We start from the raw sequence: 18,114 nt of genomic DNA, 5'->3' as shown, positions 1-18,114 counted from the left end.
AGACTCGGGTGTACGGGTGTTCCGGGTCTTTTAGAGGGAGATTTTTGATGCGAGCTATTCACTTGGGACGACCTTACGTCCTGGCCAGCGCTTCAGCCCTTGTGCTGGGCTTCTCGATCGGGTCTGCATTCGCAGGCGGCTTCACGGCGGAGCAGGCCGAGGCGGGACGCACCGCCTATCAGGCGGAATGCGCTCAGTGCCACGGCGCACGCCTTGAAGGTCCCGAGGCGCCCGGCCTCATCGGCCAGGACGTCATGGGCAACTGGTCGACCGCCGGTGGCCTGTACGATTTCATCTCGGTTGCCATGCCCCCTGCAGCCCCCGGGAAGCTCGGTGAGGAAACCTATCTGAACATCGTGGCCTACATCATGGAAATGAACGGCGCGCAGCCGGGCGACGAGCCGCTGGTGGCCGATCCGGACAAGCTTGCCGCCGTCAACCTGGTGGAAGAGACCAAGGAAGGCGCAGCGCAGAGCGCCGCCGCCAATCAGGAGACGACCATCGAGGCCGGCGACACGAACGTTCCCCAAGCCTATACCTGGGGCAAGGAACTCCCCCAATACAAGCCGTGATCCGTTTGTTGCAGGAAGAACCCATTCGGCGCCTGCCTATTGGAGAGACGATATGACATTGAACATTCGCAAGACGATTTTGGCCGCATCCATTGCGCTGGTTTCGTTCGCGCCCCTGGCGTCGGCCCAGAGCGTGCTTGACAACTATTCGCCGGTCACCGCTGACCTTCTGGCCAATCCGCCCAAGTCCGATTGGCTGTTTTGGCGCGGCAACTACGCCAATCACGGCTTCTCCCAGCTTGATCAGATCAACAAGGACACCGTGAAGGATCTCGAGCTTGCCTGGGCATGGCCGATGGCCGACGTGGGCATTCAGGAAACGGTGCCGCTCATCCATGATGGCGTGATGTTCCTGCAGACCTCGAACGGTATCGTCGAGGCGCTGGATGCCAAGACGGGCGACCTCCTGTGGACCTACCGCCATGTCCTGCCGGAGCTGCCGGCCTCCTGGTCGTACCAGGCCAACCAGGCGCGCCGTCAGAAGAACTCGATCGCCCTTGCCGGCGACAAGGTGATCCTGACCACGCCGGACGCCAAGCTGGTGGCTCTCGAGGCCAAAACCGGCAAAGTGGCGTGGGAAAAGCAGGTGCTCGACTGGCAGAAGGGCTATTCCTACACAATCGGCGCGCTCATCGCCGACAACAAGATCATTTCGGCGATCTCCGGCTGCTCCATCGCGGGCACCGCGGGCGGCTGCTATATCATGGCGCACGACCTGGAGACCGGCGAAGAGATCTGGCGCTTCAACACGCTCGATGACCCAAAGAACCCCAAGCAGGGCGAGTCCTGGGGCGAAGTGCCGCCGGAAAACCGCTGGGGCGGCACGCCCTGGGCGACCGGCGCTTATGATCCGGAACTCGGCCTCACCTTCTGGGGCGTTGGCATGCCCGGTCCTTATGCCGAGCTGATCCGCGGCTCCGGCGAAGGCGAGGTGCTTTACACCAATGCCACCATCGCGCTCGACGTAAAGACCGGCGAGCTGAAGTGGTATTACCAGCACCTGCCGCGCGACAACTGGGACCTCGACAGCCCGTTCGAGCGCGTGCTGGTCGACCAGGAGATCGACGGGAAGGTCCACAAGCTTCTGATCTCGGTGCCGGGCAAGAACGGTATCGCCTTCGCGCTTGACCGGGAGACCGGCAAGTATCTCTGGTCGAAGGAGACGGTCAAACAGAACGTGGTCAGCAAGATCGATGAGGACGGTACGGTTCACATCAATGAGGAGCTGGTTCCGACCGCGGTCGGGCAGCCGGTCCTCGCCTGTACCTCGGTTTCCGGCGGCAAGCTCTGGCAGGCTGGCGCATATAGCCCGCTGACGCAGACTTTCTACGTGCCGCTGACCGAAGCCTGTAACGAGGTGACCCCCACGCAGTCCGAGTTCACCGCGGGCAATGCCGTGGGCTCCGTCAAGTTCGGTCCGCGCGTCCTGCCGGAAGGCATCGACCAGGCCGGCCTGTTCGAAGCCCTGTCGATCACCCCGACGGCGGGCGATCACAAGTGGCAGCACCGTCAGCGGCCCACGCCGACCTCTTCGGTCCTGGCGACGGCCGGCGGCCTGGTTTTCGGCGGCGATGCCGGCCGTTACATCAAGGCCTTCGATCAGGAGACCGGTGAAGTCCTTTGGCAGCAAAGGCTGAACGCGCCGATCGGCGGCTCGCCTGTTTCCTATGAGGTTGATGGCGAGCAGTATCTGGTGGTCCCCACCGGCTATTCGAACTCGGCTTCGTCGATCTCCTCGGCCTTCCCCGAGGTGCCGCTTCCCAACGGCAACGGCAACTCCATCTTCGTGTTCAAGCTGAAGCAGAACGCGCAGTAAGACGAAGAACCTCTGGAATCGAAAAGGGGCCGCTCGGCCCCTTTTCTCTTTGTATGCCCGCAGGCTGAAAAGGAGATGCATGTCATGATCAAGTGGCTGATTGCAGCAATGCTGAGCCTGGCGGTCGGCACCAGCGCGCTCGCGCAAAGCTACGGTGTACCTTCCGAGTTGCTGAAGAACACCCGCCGCCTCGAGGGCGACACGTTGCATGTCTGCTCCGATGCGTCCGGCAAGATCCGCGACTTCGACCACAGGGTGGCCAGTGCCATTGCGGAGATGCTCTTTCTCAAGGCCGAATTCCATGAGGGGTTCGGCGGCTATCCCACCAGCGGCGACGGCTTCCTGGACGAGCTCCAGATCGCCATGACGAATACATGCGACATCATGATGGGCATGACGGTGCAGGAGAACTCGCCATTCCCGGAATGGGCCGTGCTGAGCCGCCCCTATGTCAGCCTGCCCTATGTGCTGGCGGTGAAGGACGAGGAATACACCCGGCTCAGAGACATTCCTGTAAGCCGGAAGCTCGGCACCGCCCTCTCTTCCATGGGCGAGCGGGTCTTCATCACGTGGAATCAGCAGCAGCCCAAGGAGCGGCGCTACACGCGCCTGCCTTACGCCGACATGGACCTGATGACGAAGCGCGTCGCCGATGGTTCAATTGGCGGCATGATCGTTTGGCAGCCGGTTCTTGCGGCGCTGCGCAAGAACAATCCCGAGGCGGCGCAGCTGCGGACAATCCCGATGGACCCCGTGCCGGAAACGGTGACTCGGGTGGGCGTGTTGATGAAGGCGCGCGATACATTCCTGCGCAGCCAGATCGACGAGGCCATTGACGCACTGGTCGCGGACGGCAGCATCGCCGAGATCATGGACGAATTCGGCTATGAGGGCGTGCCAGGCGATGCCCGCGGTGTGCAGTAGAGGCTAAACCACCCGCAACAGCGCCACCAGCGGCGCGACATTCGGGAACCAGCCGATAATGAGAAGCATCGCGACGAGCGCGCGGCCGATCCCAGCCGCCTTGCGGTAACGTTTCTCGATCACCGGGAACATCGGCGGGAGGGCCGAGCCGAGCAACATCCCCGGCAACGGCAACAGGCCCAGGCAAACCGACCCGACCAGAACGATCTGCAGCGTATCGATCGTGGAAAGCACCGCATATCCTGCCGTTCGCGGCAGGATTTCGTGAAGGGGCGCGCGCGCCAGATCAAGCAAGGGCACCAAGGCCAACAGAACTGCGAAACTGACGAGCAGAGCCGCCAGCGGCCGCAAACGCTCTGCCCACCGCCGCCCCGGCGCAAACGGCAGTGGCTCGAGCCAGTTCATCCTGAACGCGACCGTGAGGAAAATACCCGACAAGAGCACGTGATTGAACGGGTTGAAGGTCATCCGCCCGTTTTCCGCTGCGCGACGATCCCCGGCGATCCGCAGGAGGAGTGCCAGCAGCCCGCCCTGCAATCCGGCATGGATGAGCGCAGCCAAGATCCGGCGCAGGATCTCCGGCATGGTCAAGTCGTAGAGGAATGTCATTTCACCTCGGTATCAAGTCGTCCAGGACACTGCGGCGCGTGCGCTCGCGGCGACACATGCGACCTAATAGTGCTTCCGGGAAATCCTGAGAAGGGCAGGCTCCTGCCTTCCCGGACTGTTCCACGAAGTCCGGAAGAATGCCGCGCCCCGCATGCTTGGCCCCGGATGACAGTCGGAACGTTTCTGCCTCGGTTCGATTTGGAACGCATCATCGAGGCGAGGCATGGCAGGCGCAGCGGATCACCAGAACGAACGAGGGCGGAACGCGCGTTGGCCGTCCGACATACCCGTTTCCGGGTGGAAGGACATCGGCTGGCGCGTCTTCAGAGAAATCGGAGAAGATCGCATTCTGCTGATTGCAGCAGGTGTGACGTTTTATCTTTTGCTGGCGCTCTTCCCCGCGCTGGCCGCGTTCGTCTCCCTCTACGGGCTTGTCTCCGACCCGGTGACCGTGGCCGATCACATCGCCTTTCTCGGTGGCCTCCTGCCACCCACCGTGATTGACGTTGTGCGGCAGCAGCTGCAGTCGCTCGTCACCGAACAGGACCGGTCTCTTGGAATAGGCTTCCTGATAGGATTGGCCGTCGCCCTTTGGAGCGCGAACAATGGCATCAAGGCACTCTTCGAAGCCATGAACATCGCCTATGATGAGACGGAGAAACGAGGCTTTATCCACCTCAATCTGCTCTCGCTTTCTCTGACGCTTGGCGCACTTGTCCTGGGAATCGTGCTCATCCTGGCCGTCGGGATTGTTCCTGCGATTCTGGCCGTCCTCGGACTGGCGCCATGGGCGGAATTGCTGATCAGCCTCGCACGCTGGCCGGCACTCATCATCGTAAGCATTTTTGCCATCCTGCTGCTTTATCGCTTCGGGCCAAGCCGCGAGAGGCCGAAATGGCGCTGGCTCACCTGGGGTGCGGTATTCGCCGCGGTGGTGTGGCTCGCTGCTTCCATTGCCTTTTCTTACTATCTTCAAAATTTCGCCGACTACGACGCCACCTATGGATCCTTGGGAGCTGTCATCGGCCTGATGATGTGGACCTGGATTTCCGTCATCGTTCTCATCGTGGGTGCTGAGATCGATGCCGAAATCGAACACCAGACCTCCCACGATTCGACCACCGGATCACCGGAACCCATGGGACGGCGGGGCGCAGTGGTCGCGGACACCCTCGGCGACCCCACCGACTAGACTGGACGATCAGCGACCACGCCGGCTCTTCGATTGGCCGGCTGCCTAGCTCCGCTGTTACAATCACCGGCTTGCCAATTGTGGATAAGCACTGCTGGCCCGGGCAGCCGAATGCCACTATGTTCGCCGCCCAAAAACAGATTCAGGGACTGGCATGGCTACAGATAAAAACCATATCGCCGCACTCATTGCAGCCGAGATTGGCGCCCGGCCGGAGCAGACCCAGGCAGCCATAGCATTGTTGGACGAGGGAGCAACCGTCCCCTTTATCGCGCGCTACCGCAAGGAAGTGACCGGCGGACTGGATGACACCCAGCTTCGGCTTCTTTCCGAACGCCTGGTTTATCTGCGCGAGCTGGATCAGCGGCGCGAAGCGATCCTTTCCTCGATCCGTGAACAGGGCAAGCTTACTCCAGAACTCGAAACCAAAATTGCGGCCGCCGCCACCAAAGCGGAACTTGAGGACATCTATCTGCCCTATAAACCCAAGCGGCGCACCAAGGCCGAGATCGCGCGCGAACGCGGACTAGGCCCGCTCGCCGAAGCTATCCTTGCAGATCGCGCCGCCGTGCCCACGGAGTTGGCGCAAGCCTATATCACTGAAGATGTGGCAGATGTGAAAGCCGCGCTGGAAGGCGCTCGCGACATCCTGGCGGAGCAGTTCTCGGAAAACGCCGACCTCGTCGGCCGCCTCAGGACCTATATGAAGGAGAAGGCCTTCCTGCGCTCACGCGTGGTCGAAGGCAAGGAAGAGGCCGGCGCGAAATTCTCGGACTATTTCGACCATGTGGAGCGTTGGTCGGGCGTGCCGAGCCACCGGGCGCTTGCCATGCTGCGCGGCCGTAACGAAGACGTGCTCACATTGGACATCGAGGTGGATGCGGACGATGCCTCGCCCGTGAAGCCCGTGGTGCGCATGATCGCCGAAGCCTATCAGATCGGCAGCGCTCTTCCGGGCGACCAGTGGCTCATGGAAGTCGCGGGATGGACCTGGCGCGTGAAGCTCTCCCTGCATCTGTCGCTCGACTTGATGCGGGACCTGCGCGAGCGGGCAGAAGAGGAGGCCATCAATGTCTTTGCGCGCAACCTGAAGGATCTGCTCCTGGCAGCGCCCGCCGGTTCCCGCCCGACCATGGGTCTGGATCCCGGCATTCGCACGGGCGTCAAGGTGGCGGTCGTGGATGGCACCGGCAAACTGGTCGCCACAACCACCGTCTATCCCTTCCCGCCGCGCAACGACATTCGGGGCGCACAGGCCGAGCTTGCCTCCCTTATCCGCAAGCATGGCGTGGAACTGATCGCCATCGGCAACGGCACCGCAAGCCGCGAGACGGACAAGCTCGTTGCCGACATGCTCTCCGACATGCCTGCGCCCAAGCCTTTAAAGGTAGTGGTCTCCGAGGCGGGAGCCTCGGTCTACTCTGCCTCCGAGACCGCGGCGGCCGAATTCCCGGACCTCGACGTATCCTTGCGCGGAGCGGTATCGATTGCGCGCCGGCTGCAGGACCCGCTTGCCGAGCTCGTCAAGATCGAGCCCAAATCCATCGGGGTCGGGCAGTATCAGCACGATGTCGATCAATACAAGCTGGCACGGTCGCTGGACGCGGTGGTGGAAGATGCGGTGAATGCCGTCGGCGTCGACCTCAACACCGCCTCTGCCTCATTACTCGCCCGCGTCTCCGGTCTTGGTGCCTCGCTTGCGGAAGCCATTGTTGCGCACCGCAACGCAAACGGCCCCTTCGCCAGCCGCCAGGAACTGCTCAAGGTGGCAAGGCTGGGCCAGCGCACCTTCGAGCAATGCGCGGGTTTCCTCCGCATCGCGGATGGAACCGAGCCGCTTGATGCCTCCTCCGTGCACCCGGAAGCCTATCATGTGGCGCGTAAGATTGTGTCGGCCTGCGGCCGCGACGTGCGTTCGCTGATGGGCGACAGCGCAGCCCTCAAGGCGCTCGATCCGCGCGTATTCGTGGACGACCGCTTCGGCCTTCCTACCGTGCGCGACATCATCGCGGAATTGGAGAAGCCCGGCCGCGACCCGCGCCCGGCCTTCCGCACCGCGACCTTTGCCGACGGGGTTGACGACATCAAGGACCTGAAACCCGGCATGATGCTGGAGGGAACCGTCACAAACGTCGCGGCCTTCGGCGCCTTCGTCGATATCGGTGTGCATCAGGACGGGCTGGTGCACGTGTCCCAGCTCGCCGACCGGTTCGTGAAGGACGCACACGAGGTGGTGAAGGCCGGCGACGTGGTGAAAGTGCGCGTTCTCGAAGTCGACATAAAGCGCAATCGCATCAGCCTTACCATGCGGAAGGATGGCGATACCGGTGCCCGGCCGCAACAGCCGCGCAGCGGGAAGCCCGCCCAAAGATCCGCACCGCGCGAGAACCGGGCTGGTTCAGGCGGCCAGGGTGCCGCGGCGCAGGGCGCCTTGGGTGCAGCGCTCATGGAAGCACTGAAGCGCAGATAAGGTCAGTAGGTCTTAAGACCGTTCACCATCAGGGCCACACGGTAAAGCGAGTTGGTGGCGGCAATATAGAGGCGATTGCGCTTGGCCCCGCCGAAGACGCAGTTGGCCACCACCTCCGGCACTCTGATCTTCCCGATCAGGGTGCCGTCCGGATGGTAGCAATGGATCCCGTCCCCTGCGCTGGTCCAGATACGGCCGTCTTCATCCAGTCGAAAGCCGTCGAACAGGCCTGCCGTGCATTCCGCGAAAACGTCGCCCCCGGACACGCCACCCGTCTCGTCCACCTTGAACACGCGAATATGAGCGGGGTTCTCCGCTCCGTGCGTGCGGCCCGTATCGCCGATATAAAGCTTCGTTTCGTCGGGTGAGAAGGCAATCCCGTTCGGTTTCACCATATCGGTTACAACCGCCTCGACAGAGCCGTTCAGGGGATCTACGCGATAGACATAGGAGGCGCCCATCTCGCTTTCGGCCCTATGGCCTTCGTAATCGCTATCGATGCCGTAAGTCGGATCGGTGAACCAGATGGAACCGTCAGACCTCACCACAATATCGTTCGGCGAGTTGAGCCGCTTGCCTTGCCAGGCATCGGCTATGACGGTGATCGTGCCGTCATGTTCGGTCCGGGTGATTCTGCGATTGCCGTGCTCGCAGGTGATCAGGCGGCCCTGCCGGTCGACGGTGTTGCCGTTCGAATAACCCGCCGGCTGGCGGAACACGCTGACAGTTCCGTCGGTCTCATCGAAGCGCATCATCCGGTCGTTCGGAATGTCAGACCAGACGAGATATCGGCCCGCGGCGAACCAGGCCGGCCCTTCCGACCAGGCGCAGCCGCTGTAAAGGCATTCCAGCCTGGCGTTTGCGCTGAAGAGACGGCGAAATCGCGGATCGAGAATCTCGTAAATGCTGTCAGGCATAATTTCCTCCTCCCCCGGAGCGTCAGGGCACGTGCTCTGCTGCCTTTTTCCGCAGAAAATCGACCGCGACGGAGACCTGCTCTTCTACCGGCAGAAGGCCGTCCACCGACAGGACCAGCTCTTCCGCCCTCGCCGGCTCCAACGTGGCAAACTGGCTCGCGACGAGGCTTTGCGGCATGAAATGCCCTTCGCGGCTTGCGACGCGCTGGCGTGCCGTGTCCGGACTGATTTCCAAATGAATGAAAACGAGTCCGGGATTGAGGCTTCTCAACTGATCGCGATAACGGCGTTTCAGAGCAGAGCAGGCGGCCACAGCACCACCGTTCCGGCGCATGTTTCCGGCGATCGCCCGACCGACCGAGTCGAGCCAGCCTGCCCGATCCTCGTCGGTCAGAGGCTCTCCCCTTGCCATTTTCGCGACATTTTCCGGCGGATGCAGATCATCCCCCTCAACGAAGGCAACGCCGAGCGCCTTGGCAAGCGCGGAACCGACGACCGTCTTCCCGCTGCCCGCCACTCCCATGACCACCACCGGCGGCGTCGGATTTTCCAAGGCTCTCCCTTCTCCCGCGCATGCACGCAGGCCGCTGACAAGTGCATCGACTCTAGACCAGCAGCCTCGTTTTTCCAAATCGGATGAAGAGGATCCAGCGACCGTCGGACTTCTGTTCCGCATGGCCGATACTGGCCCAAGCAATCCTTCCGGCAGCGCCCTTCCCAGCAGCACTGCCGGCGTATAAGTCGTCATGGACAGGCTCTCACAGGGTCCATCCGCATCGAAAGGCAGCATGACTACCCAACCGGCCGCGCCATTAGCTGAAACTCACGACACGACGCGGCTCGGCATCCTCGTCATGCTCGCGGCGATGCTTCTCTTCTCGCTTAACGACGCGCTGGGGAAATGGCTGGTTGCCACTTACACGGTGGGACAGGTTCTGTTGCTGCGGAGCATCGCCGCCCTAATCGTGCTTTCCCCCTTTCTCTGGAAGGTCGGGCTGAAGCCCCTGCTTCAGGTGGAGCGGCCCGGCCTCCAGGCCCTGCGCGTTGTGATTTCTGCCGGTGAAAGCTTCGGATTCTATTTCGCGGTTGCCTATCTTCCGCTGGCAGATGTGATGACCTACTGGCTTGCCGCACCCATTTACGTGGCGGCTCTTTCCCCCCTGCTTCTCGGTGAAAAGGTGGGCTGGCGAAGATGGACCGCAATCTTCATCGGCTTTATCGGGGTGATGATCGCGCTCGAGCCATCGGCGGCAGCTCTCAGCCCGCCCGCCATCATCTCCATCCTCGGAAGCCTCGCCTTCGCATTCATAATGCTTTTGTCACGCACGCTACGCGGGACTCCCGATACGACGCTGGTCTTCTGGCAGATTCTCGGCGCCGGAGCCCTCGGGCTTTTCACCGCCCCCTTCGAGTGGGTGACACCGAGCGCGGGCGATCTCGTCCTGCTGGGTCTCGTTGGGGTCGTGTCGATGCTCGGACATATGGGCGTCAACCGCGCCATGAAGCTGGCCGATGCCGCGACGGTCGTACCCTTCGAATATACATTGCTGCCGTGGGCGGTGATCTTTGGGTGGGCCTTTTTCGGCGATGTGCCGCGTCCGTCGGTTCTCATTGGCGGAGCGGTCATTATAGCCGCAGGTCTGTTCATTTTCTTCCGCGAGCGCAATATCAAAACTCCGGTCGTGGCCGAGCACTAAGCTCCAGTTCAATGCCTCTCCACCTTGCTCAGATTGTCTATCCAAAGGGGATGGCCGGCCTTATCATCGCGTCGACCGTCCGCTCAACGCATGACATTGGAGGGATCGAGCATGATCCTGCCGGAAAAGCACCCGACCATCAAAGCCGTGCCCGCGCCCGAGGAGCATGAAGCCCGGAACAAAGGCACTGCGCTCACCCCCGAGTGGTTCGAGGATGTGGCAGTAAACCTTTCCGCTGCAGAGAGGCGTGCGGCGACGCTGACCACGCGCCGCACGGTGAAAAAGGAGTGGCAGGCGGCCTGGCTGGTGCGGGCCATCACCTGCATGGACCTCACAACGCTTTCAGGCGACGATACTGCAGGCCGTGTGCGCCGGCTCTGCGCCAAGGCGAAGAAGCCGCTTTCTGACGAATTGCAGACGGCCCTCGGCCTCGCTGAGGAGCGGATCACAGTGGGTGCTGTCTGCGTCTACCCCACCATGGTGCCCCATGCGGTGAAGGCGCTGCAAGGTTCAGGCATCCCGGTGGCCTCCGTCGCCACCGGCTTCCCGGCGGGTCTCACGCCCCTCCCGCAGCGGCTCGCCGAGATCCGTTATGCGGTGGAGGAAGGTGCGGGCGAAATCGACATCGTGATCACCCGCGAGCATGTCCTGACGCAGAACTGGCAGGCGCTCTATGACGAGGTGCGCGCTATGCGCGAGGCCTGCGGGCACGCGCATTTGAAGGCTATTCTCGCCACGGGCGACCTCGCCACGCTCAGAAACGTCTACCGCGCCTCGATGGTGGCCATGCAGGCGGGCGCCGATTTCATCAAGACTTCCACCGGCAAGGAGGAGGTGAACGCCATCCTGCCGGTGGGCCTCACCATGGTGCGCGCCATCCGCGACTATCAGGAATTCTCCGGTGAGAGCGTAGGCTTCAAACCCGCCGGCGGCATGCGTACCGCCAAGGATGCGCTAGCCTGGCTTATCCTCATGAAGGAGGAGTTGGGCACTGCCTGGACCATGCCGGACCGTTTTCGGCTGGGCGCGAGCTCCATGCTCGGCGATATCGAAAGACAGCTCGAACATTTCGCCACCGGGCGCTACTCCGCGTCCTACCGGCATCCCCTCGCCTGAGGAAGAAATCCATGGAACAGATCAGGGATATCATGCGCAGCATGAAATACGGGGCCGCGCCAGAGGCCAACGAGGACGTGGTCGCCTGGCTGAAGGCACGCGCGGGCGGGATCGGCCATTTCATCGGCGGAAAATTCACTTCCCCCAGGAGTGAGGAAAGCTTCGCCACCATCAACCCGGCAACCGAGGCGGAGCTTGCGCGCGTGGCTCAGGGGACCGCCGCGGATGTAGATGCTGCGGTGAAGGCCGCGCGCGAGGCTTATCCCAAATGGGCAGCTCTCTCCGGGCATGAGCGGGCGCGCTACCTTTACGCGATTGCACGGCATATCCAGAAGCGGGAGCGCTTCTTCTCGGTGCTCGAGAGCATGGACAACGGCAAGCCGATCCGCGAGACGCGCGACATCGACATCCCGCTTGTGGCCCGCCATTTCTATCACCATGCCGGCTGGGCGGAGATGGTGGAGAGCGAGTTCGAAGGCTTTTCACCCGTAGGCGTGTGCGGACAGATCATCCCATGGAATTTCCCGCTGCTGATGCTCGCCTGGAAGATCGCCCCGGCGCTCGCCGCTGGCAACACCGTGGTGCTGAAGCCGGCCGAGCTGACGCCCCTCACCGCCGCGGCCTTTGCCGAAGTCTGCCTGGAGGTCGGCCTTCCCGCGGGGGTGGTCAACATCGTCCATGGCGATGGGCGCACGGGTGCCGCGATCTGCGAACACGAAGACATCGACAAGGTCGCCTTCACCGGCTCGACGGAAGTGGGCCGCATCATCCGCAAGCAGCTTGCAGGCTCGGGCAAGAGGCTTTCGCTCGAACTCGGCGGCAAGTCGCCCTTCATCGTCTTCGAGGATGCGGACTTGGACGGCGCGGTGGAAGGCGTGGTCGACGCCATCTGGTTCAACCAGGGCCAGGTCTGCTGTGCCGGCTCGCGCATCATCGTGCAGGAGGGCGTTGCGGAGCGCTTCTACGGTAAGCTGCGTCGGCGCATGGAGACGCTGCGCGTGGGCTGCCCGCTCGATAAGGGCATCGACGTGGGTGCGATCGTCTCGGCGGAGCAGTTGAAGCGCATCATTTCACTCGTGAGAAAAGGTGAGGAGGAAGGCGGCACGCTGTGGCGCGCTTCGGGAGATCTTCCGGAAAAAGGCTTCTACTTTCCCCCGACCTTCTTCACCGATGTGGACCCGGCAGCAACCGTCTGCAATGTTGAGATTTTCGGGCCGGTGGCCATCGCCATGACCTTCCGCACGCCGGCCGAGGCGGTAGCGCTCGCGAACAACACGCGGTACGGGCTCGCAGCCTCCATCTGGTCGGAAAACATCAATCTCGCGCTGGACACGGCCGCCAAGGTGAAGGCCGGCGTGGTGTGGGTGAACTGCACCAACATGCTCGACGCGGGCGCTGGCTTTGGCGGCTATCGCGAAAGCGGTTTCGGTCGCGAAGGCGCGCGCGAAGGCCTTTACGAATACCTCGTCAGCGATGTCGAGAAGGCGCTGAAGCCGGCCGAGGAATTGGCTCCCTTCAAACCGGGCGGCGCGGCGGAGGAAGAACGCCGCTTCGCGGGTCTCAGCCGCATCGACCGCACGGCGAAAATGTATATCGGCGGCAAGCAGGCGCGGCCGGACGGCGGCTATTCTTATGACGTGCTGGGCAAAGGCGGCGCCGTCATCGGCCAGGCACCGCTGGGCAACCGCAAGGACATCCGCAACGCGGTCGAGGCAGCAGCGAAGGCTGGAAGCTGGGGCGTGGTAACCGCACACAACCGTGCGCAGGTGCTCTATTATGTGGGCGAGAACCTCGATGCGCGGCGCGAAGAATTCATCGAACTCCTCTCCGAAAGCACAGGCCAGAACGCCAAAGCTTCAGCTGCCGAGTTCGACATCGCTCTGCGCCGCATCTTCTATTACGCCGCCCAGGCGGACAAATATGACGGCGCGGTACATGCCACGAAATCGCGCCACGTCACGCTCGCAATGAACGAACCCTGGGGCGTGGTGGGCGTGGTTGCGCCGGAAGAAGCGCCGCTCGCCGCCTTCATTTCCCTGGTGCTGCCGGCGATCGCCATGGGCAACCGCGTGATTGCGGTGCCGTCGACGCGGCATCCGCTGATCGCCACCAATCTCTACCAGGTTTTCGACACCTCAGACGTTCCGGGTGGCGTGGTGAACATCGTCACCGGGGAGAAGGATGTGCTCGCCAAAACGCTTGCGGAACACGACGAGGTGGCGGCCATGTGGTATTTCGGCGGCAAGGATGGCAGCGCTATGGTGGAGCGCGCCTCCTGCGGCAATCTCAAGGCCACCTGGGTCAGCGGCGGCAAGGGGCGTGACTGGCTGGATGACAGGCAGGCCAAGGGCCGAGAGTTCCTCCGTCGGGCAACCCAGGTGAAAAACATCTGGGTGCCCTACGGCGAATGAAGCTTTCCGACCCCGCGCAAGTGAACGAGGTCGGAAAGCGCCAGGTTCGTGGACTGGCTGGGGTTATTCGCTCGATCCCGCATTCCTCACGATGATGGGCATCAGGAGATCGCCCCAATTGCCGTCACCGCCATGGTGGCGAGCCGTGCGGATCAGCTCCACCGACAGGCCGGCCTGGACCGCCTCGACGACGGCCTGATTGAGCCGGTGCAGATCATTTGCGACCCGGCGCATAGCCACCTGTTGCATATCGCCCATCTCGGTCGTCTGCGCCTCGATACGTTCTTTGACTGAGATCTTCATGCTTTGCTCCTTCCCGGCAGCCTTCACTCGGCCGCCTGAACGAATTGGTCATGTTCGGTCGATTCACCCATGGCGGTGGTGGAGGACTGACCTCCAGTGATCGCCAGGGAAACGGCATCGAAATATCCCGTGCCTACCTCGCGCTGGTGCTTGGTGGCCGTGTAGCCGCGCGATTCCGCGGCGAATTCCGCCTCCTGCAGCTCCGCATAAGCTGCCATCTGACGCTCCCGATACCCGCTCGCCAGCTCGAACATGCCGTAGTTGAGCTGATGGAAGCCCGCGAGCGTGATGAACTGGAACTTGTAACCCATGGCACCCAGTTCACGCTGGAACTTGGCGATGGTGCCGTCGTCCAGGTTCTTCTTCCAATTGAAGGAGGGCGAGCAGTTGTAGGCCAGCATCTTGCCCGGATGATGCTTGTGTACGCCTTCGGCGAATTTCCGCGCCTGCTCCAGATCGGGTTTCGAAGTCTCGCACCAGATGAGGTCGCTGTAGGGCGCGTAAGCAATGGCACGGGCGATGCAGGGCTCCAGCCCGTTCTTTACCCGGTAGAAGCCCTCCACCGTGCGGCCAGCCTCGTAATCGACGAAAGGCTGATCGCGCTCATCGATATCTGAGGTAAGCAGCTTCGCCGCCTCCGCATCCGTGCGGCAGATGACGAGCGAGGGCACACCTATCACATCTGCGGCAAGACGCGCGGCGGTGAGGTTGCGGATATGGGCCGCCGTGGGGATCAGCACCTTGCCGCCGAGATGGCCACACTTCTTCTCCGAAGCGAGCTGGTCCTCGAAATGGACGCCGGCAGCACCCGCCTCGATATAGGCCTTCATGATCTCGAAAGCGTTGAGCGGGCCACCGAACCCCGCTTCGGCATCGGCCACGATGGGCGCAAACCAGGTTTCGACCGAAAGCCCCTTCCCCTCCGAGACCTCGATCTGGTCGGCGCGCTGCAGGGTGCGGTTGATCCGCCGTGCCAGCTCCGGCCCGGCATTGGCCGGATAAAGGGACTGGTCGGGATACATGGCCGAGGCAGTATTGGCGTCGGCGGCCACCTGCCAGCCCGAGAGATAGATTGCCTTCAAGCCGGCCCGCACCATCTGCATCGCCTGGTTGCCCGAAAGCGCACCCAGTGCATTCACGAAATCGTCTTGATGCAGGAGCTGCCAGAGCCGGTTGGCGCCCTCCTCCGCAAGAGTATGGCGGATGGCCACCGAGCCACGCAGCCGGCGCACATCTTCTGCCGAATAGGTCCGCTCAATGCCGTCGAAGCGGCCCTTGGGAGCTGATGGGACAAGGCTGTAAAAGTCTGTCATAGTGTCTCCGCCAAATCGTGGGTTCGCGTTAAGGATGGACCCAGGCAGTTCTGCCCTGATCGTTGTGACAGGATTTACGACGGGCACCTTGAAAAGGCACGCAGATGGCGGGATAAAAGAAGGCATTTCGGGTGATGATGTCTGATCTTGTCACACCCGAGGCCGTAAATTTGTAAATCCTGTAAAGGCGCCGAAAGCTCAACAGCGCTTGTAAAGGGATGTAAAGGAACACCGATTGCTGAATGCGCAGAAGATTTTCGCGGGCGCCCGCGTCAGGCGTATCCGTCACGCCAAGGGCCTGACGCAGACTGCAATGGCCGAGGGGTTGGGCATTTCGCCCTCCTATCTCAACCTCATCGAGCGGAATCAGAGGCCCTTGACCGCGCAGTTGATCCTCAAGCTGGTCTCGGTCTACAGGGTGGAGCCTGAGGAATTGCAGGCGGAGTCCGGCGCCTCGCTTGGCGCTCTCAGGGAAGTCTTTTCCGATCCGCTGCTTGTGGGCGAGCTTCCCGGCGAGAGCGAGTTGCTCGACCTTGCCGACGCCGCGCCCAATGCCGCTGCGGCCCTGATCAAGCTTTATCGCGCCTATCGCGAGCAGGCGACGCGCCTGTCCGACCTCTCCGGAATGCTCTCGGAGGAAGGCCACACAGCTGCCGTTTCCGCCACAAGGCTGCCGGTGGACGAAGTCCGCGATGTTCTCGAGCGACGCCCCAACCACTTCCCTGCACTGGAGGAGGAGGCTGAGGCTTTTCACCGCGTATTGGATTCCGGGGGCGATTTGCCCGGCGCGCTCAAGGCATGGTTCGCGCGGGAGCATGGCATTAGCGTGCGCGTGCTCCCCGCCGCAACCATGCCGAACTGGCGGCGGCGTTACGACCGCCATTCGCAGCGGCTCTTCATCTCCGAACGGCTTTCACCGGCCGACCAGCTGCGCGAGATCGCGATCGAGGCCGCGCTCATCCGCATGCGGGCTGCCATTGCCATTGAGATCGAGGCGCTCAGACTGCATTCGGACGAGGCGAAGCGGCTCGCCCGCTTTGAGCTCGGACGCTACGCCGCCCATGCGCTCATGATGCCTTACGAGCCGTTCCTCGCGGCAGCCGAGCGGTCGCGATACGATATTTCAGTCCTTTCCGCGAGGTTCCAGGTCTCGTTCGAGCAGGCGGCAAACCGTCTGACGACGCTCGGGCGGGAAGGCACGGCAGGCATCCCGTTTTTTCTGCTCGAGGTGGATGCTGCAGGCAACCGGCTGAGGCGTGCCGGCGCGCAGGGCTTTCCAGCCAATCGTTTCGGCGGCGGTTGTCCCAAGCTTACCATCCATGCCGCCTTCGCCCAGCCGGGACAGATCCTCGCCGACGCAGTGGCGATGCCTAATGGGGAAGCCTACCTCACGATCGCCCGCACGGTGGACGGCCCTCAGGCTGCATTCAGCGAGCGGCCGCGTCGCACGGCGCTGCTGCTCGGTTGCGAAATAACGTACAAGGACCGGGTCATCTACGGCGATGCCCTGCCAGCTAATCTCGTCACACCCATTGGTCCTGCCTGTCGGCTCTGTGAGCGGCAGGGATGCCTTGCAAGGGCAGAACCGCCCCTCACCCGCCCTCTTGGGCTGGACGAAATGGTGACCGGATTCAGCGTCTACGATTTCCAGTAACCTTTTAGGGTGCGCTCCGAAGCCCGCGCCGGATCCTCAGGCCGCGCTAGCCGCCGAACCGCTCCAGCGCCTGCCGAAACAGTGCGGCATCCACATTGCCGCCTGAGGCGACCACAATTGCGGTGTCCCCGTCGATCTCGCTGCCATGGAAGAGAGCTGCCGCGAGAGCCACCGCACCGCCCGGCTCTATGACGATTTTTAACCGGCTAAAGGCAATTGCCATTGCGTGCAACGCCTCGTCATCTGTCACCACGATCCCTGCACCGCATATCCGCCGCATGATCGGAAAGGTGATTTCACCCGGCGACGGCGTCACGATAGCGTCGCAGATCGAACCGGCCATCTTTTCATTGCGTTCAAATTTTCCCGAGGCGAGGGAGCGTGTGGTGTCGTCAAAACCTGCAGGTTCGCAGGGATGCACCTTGAAGCCCGGCGCGCAGGCCTCAAGCGCGAGCGATATGCCCGAAGTAAGCCCACCGCCACCGCAGGGGACAAGTACCTCGGCGCGCTCTATGCCCGCCTCCCTCGCTTGATCCGCGATTTCGAGGCCGATCGTGCCCTGCCCGGCGATGACCAAAGGTTCATCGAAAGGCTTGATCAGCGTGAGCCCCCTTTCCTGAGCAAGGTGGGCGCCGATTGCTTCCCGGCTCTCATTCGCGCGGTCATAGAGCACCACCTCGGCGCCATAGGCGCGGGTGTTCTCCACTTTCAGTCTGGGCGCATCGGAGGGCATGACGATGACACAGGGCACGCCGTGCATACGCGCGGCAAGGGCCACACCCTGCGCGTGATTTCCCGAGGAGAAGGCAATCACGCCGTTCTTTCGCACCTCCTGATCAAGGGCGGAAATAGCCGACCATGCTCCACGGAACTTGAAGGAGCCGGTAAGCTGCAGGCACTCGGCTTTGACGAGCACACGACGCCCTGCGATTTCGTCCAGAAAGGGCGAATCAAGAAAGGGCGTGTATCGAGCATGCCCGGAGATGCGATCGCGGGCGGCTTGGATCATCGCGATGTCTGTCATGTCGGCTGTCCTGGAGTTCGGCAATGGCAAGGGGTTTAGATGCCGATATGCCTATCGCGAACGGGCGCCAATGTCATGTCCCGCCCAGGCAGAACC

General features: G+C 62.5%; 15 protein-coding genes. 9 read left to right on the top strand and 6 right to left on the bottom strand.

Annotated elements, in window-relative coordinates; genetic code table 11:
- The first annotated feature begins 47 nt into the window (after positions 1-47).
- The 3 genes from CHEJ32_RS26070 to CHEJ32_RS0103050 all read left to right on the top strand — a co-directional run bounded on the left by CHEJ32_RS26070 (position 48) and on the right by CHEJ32_RS0103050 (position 3,312).
- On the top strand, positions 48-572 hold the full coding sequence (locus CHEJ32_RS26070) for a c-type cytochrome (RefSeq protein ID WP_051469363.1): 525 nt from the start codon (positions 48-50) through the stop codon (positions 570-572).
- A gap of 52 nt (positions 573-624) precedes the next feature.
- Positions 625-2,388 carry a PQQ-binding-like beta-propeller repeat protein gene (locus CHEJ32_RS0103055; protein ID WP_028032533.1) on the top strand — a complete coding sequence of 588 codons (1,764 nt, stop codon included), beginning with the start codon at positions 625-627 and terminating at the stop codon, positions 2,386-2,388.
- Positions 2,389-2,472: 84 nt separating this feature from the next.
- Positions 2,473-3,312 (top strand): ABC transporter substrate-binding protein, encoded by an 840-nt coding sequence (locus tag CHEJ32_RS0103050; RefSeq protein WP_034657715.1) that lies wholly within the window; start codon positions 2,473-2,475, stop codon positions 3,310-3,312.
- 3 nt (positions 3,313-3,315) lie between these two features.
- Here CHEJ32_RS0103050 and CHEJ32_RS0103045 read toward each other — a convergent pair whose 3' ends face one another.
- Positions 3,316-3,921, bottom strand: coding sequence for a hypothetical protein (locus CHEJ32_RS0103045; RefSeq protein ID WP_028032531.1), 606 nt, complete (start codon positions 3,919-3,921; stop codon positions 3,316-3,318).
- 223 nt (positions 3,922-4,144) lie between these two features.
- On the opposite strand from CHEJ32_RS0103045, the gene CHEJ32_RS0103040 reads away from it, so the two are divergent.
- Together CHEJ32_RS0103040 and CHEJ32_RS0103035 are read left to right on the top strand one after the other, a co-directional pair.
- Positions 4,145-5,113, top strand: a complete 969-nt coding sequence (locus CHEJ32_RS0103040) for a YihY/virulence factor BrkB family protein (RefSeq protein ID WP_028032530.1) — start codon at positions 4,145-4,147, stop codon at positions 5,111-5,113.
- Between the two features lie 154 nt (positions 5,114-5,267).
- Entirely contained in the window at positions 5,268-7,583 is a 2,316-nt protein-coding gene (locus CHEJ32_RS0103035; protein ID WP_028032529.1) for a Tex family protein, read from the top strand.
- 2 nt (positions 7,584-7,585) lie between these two features.
- Here the strand turns inward: CHEJ32_RS0103035 and CHEJ32_RS0103030 are convergent, their stop codons facing one another.
- Positions 7,586-8,500, bottom strand: a complete 915-nt coding sequence (locus CHEJ32_RS0103030) for an SMP-30/gluconolactonase/LRE family protein (RefSeq protein ID WP_028032528.1) — start codon at positions 8,498-8,500, stop codon at positions 7,586-7,588.
- Positions 8,501-8,522: 22 nt separating this feature from the next.
- The gene (locus tag CHEJ32_RS0103025) at positions 8,523-9,053 is read right to left on the bottom strand and encodes a gluconokinase (protein WP_051469361.1); all 531 of its coding nucleotides are present in this window, start codon (positions 9,051-9,053) and stop codon (positions 8,523-8,525) included.
- A gap of 235 nt (positions 9,054-9,288) precedes the next feature.
- Here CHEJ32_RS0103025 and CHEJ32_RS0103020 point away from each other — a divergent pair, with 235 nt between their 5' ends.
- The 3 genes from CHEJ32_RS0103020 to CHEJ32_RS0103010 all read left to right on the top strand — a co-directional run bounded on the left by CHEJ32_RS0103020 (position 9,289) and on the right by CHEJ32_RS0103010 (position 13,724).
- Positions 9,289-10,197 carry a DMT family transporter gene (locus CHEJ32_RS0103020; RefSeq protein ID WP_028032526.1) on the top strand — a complete coding sequence of 303 codons (909 nt, stop codon included), beginning with the start codon at positions 9,289-9,291 and terminating at the stop codon, positions 10,195-10,197.
- Between the two features lie 111 nt (positions 10,198-10,308).
- Positions 10,309-11,313, top strand: coding sequence for a deoxyribose-phosphate aldolase (deoC, locus tag CHEJ32_RS0103015; RefSeq protein WP_245260928.1), 1,005 nt, complete (start codon positions 10,309-10,311; stop codon positions 11,311-11,313).
- 11 nt (positions 11,314-11,324) lie between these two features.
- Entirely contained in the window at positions 11,325-13,724 is a 2,400-nt protein-coding gene (locus CHEJ32_RS0103010) for an aldehyde dehydrogenase family protein (protein ID WP_028032524.1), read from the top strand.
- 63 nt (positions 13,725-13,787) lie between these two features.
- Here CHEJ32_RS0103010 and CHEJ32_RS0103005 read toward each other — a convergent pair whose 3' ends face one another.
- Positions 13,788-14,027, bottom strand: coding sequence for a hypothetical protein (locus CHEJ32_RS0103005; RefSeq protein ID WP_028032523.1), 240 nt, complete (start codon positions 14,025-14,027; stop codon positions 13,788-13,790).
- 23 nt (positions 14,028-14,050) lie between these two features.
- Entirely contained in the window at positions 14,051-15,340 is a 1,290-nt protein-coding gene (gene aceA, locus CHEJ32_RS0103000) for an isocitrate lyase (protein ID WP_028032522.1), read from the bottom strand.
- A gap of 238 nt (positions 15,341-15,578) precedes the next feature.
- On the opposite strand from aceA, the gene CHEJ32_RS0102995 reads away from it, so the two are divergent.
- Complete coding sequence (locus CHEJ32_RS0102995) at positions 15,579-16,994, top strand: short-chain fatty acyl-CoA regulator family protein (RefSeq protein WP_034657774.1); 1,416 nt, start codon at positions 15,579-15,581, stop codon at positions 16,992-16,994.
- Between the two features lie 46 nt (positions 16,995-17,040).
- Here the strand turns inward: CHEJ32_RS0102995 and CHEJ32_RS0102990 are convergent, their stop codons facing one another.
- Positions 17,041-18,018: a threonine/serine dehydratase gene (locus tag CHEJ32_RS0102990; RefSeq protein WP_028032520.1), complete on the bottom strand. Its 978-nt coding sequence runs from the start codon at positions 18,016-18,018 to the stop codon at positions 17,041-17,043.
- Between the last annotated feature and the right edge of the window lie 96 nt (positions 18,019-18,114).

This window comes from Chelativorans sp. J32 (assembly GCF_000518985.1).
In the GTDB taxonomy this organism is placed as follows: Bacteria; Pseudomonadota; Alphaproteobacteria; order Rhizobiales; family Rhizobiaceae; genus Chelativorans.
This window is presented reverse-complemented; position numbering and strand designations above follow the sequence as displayed.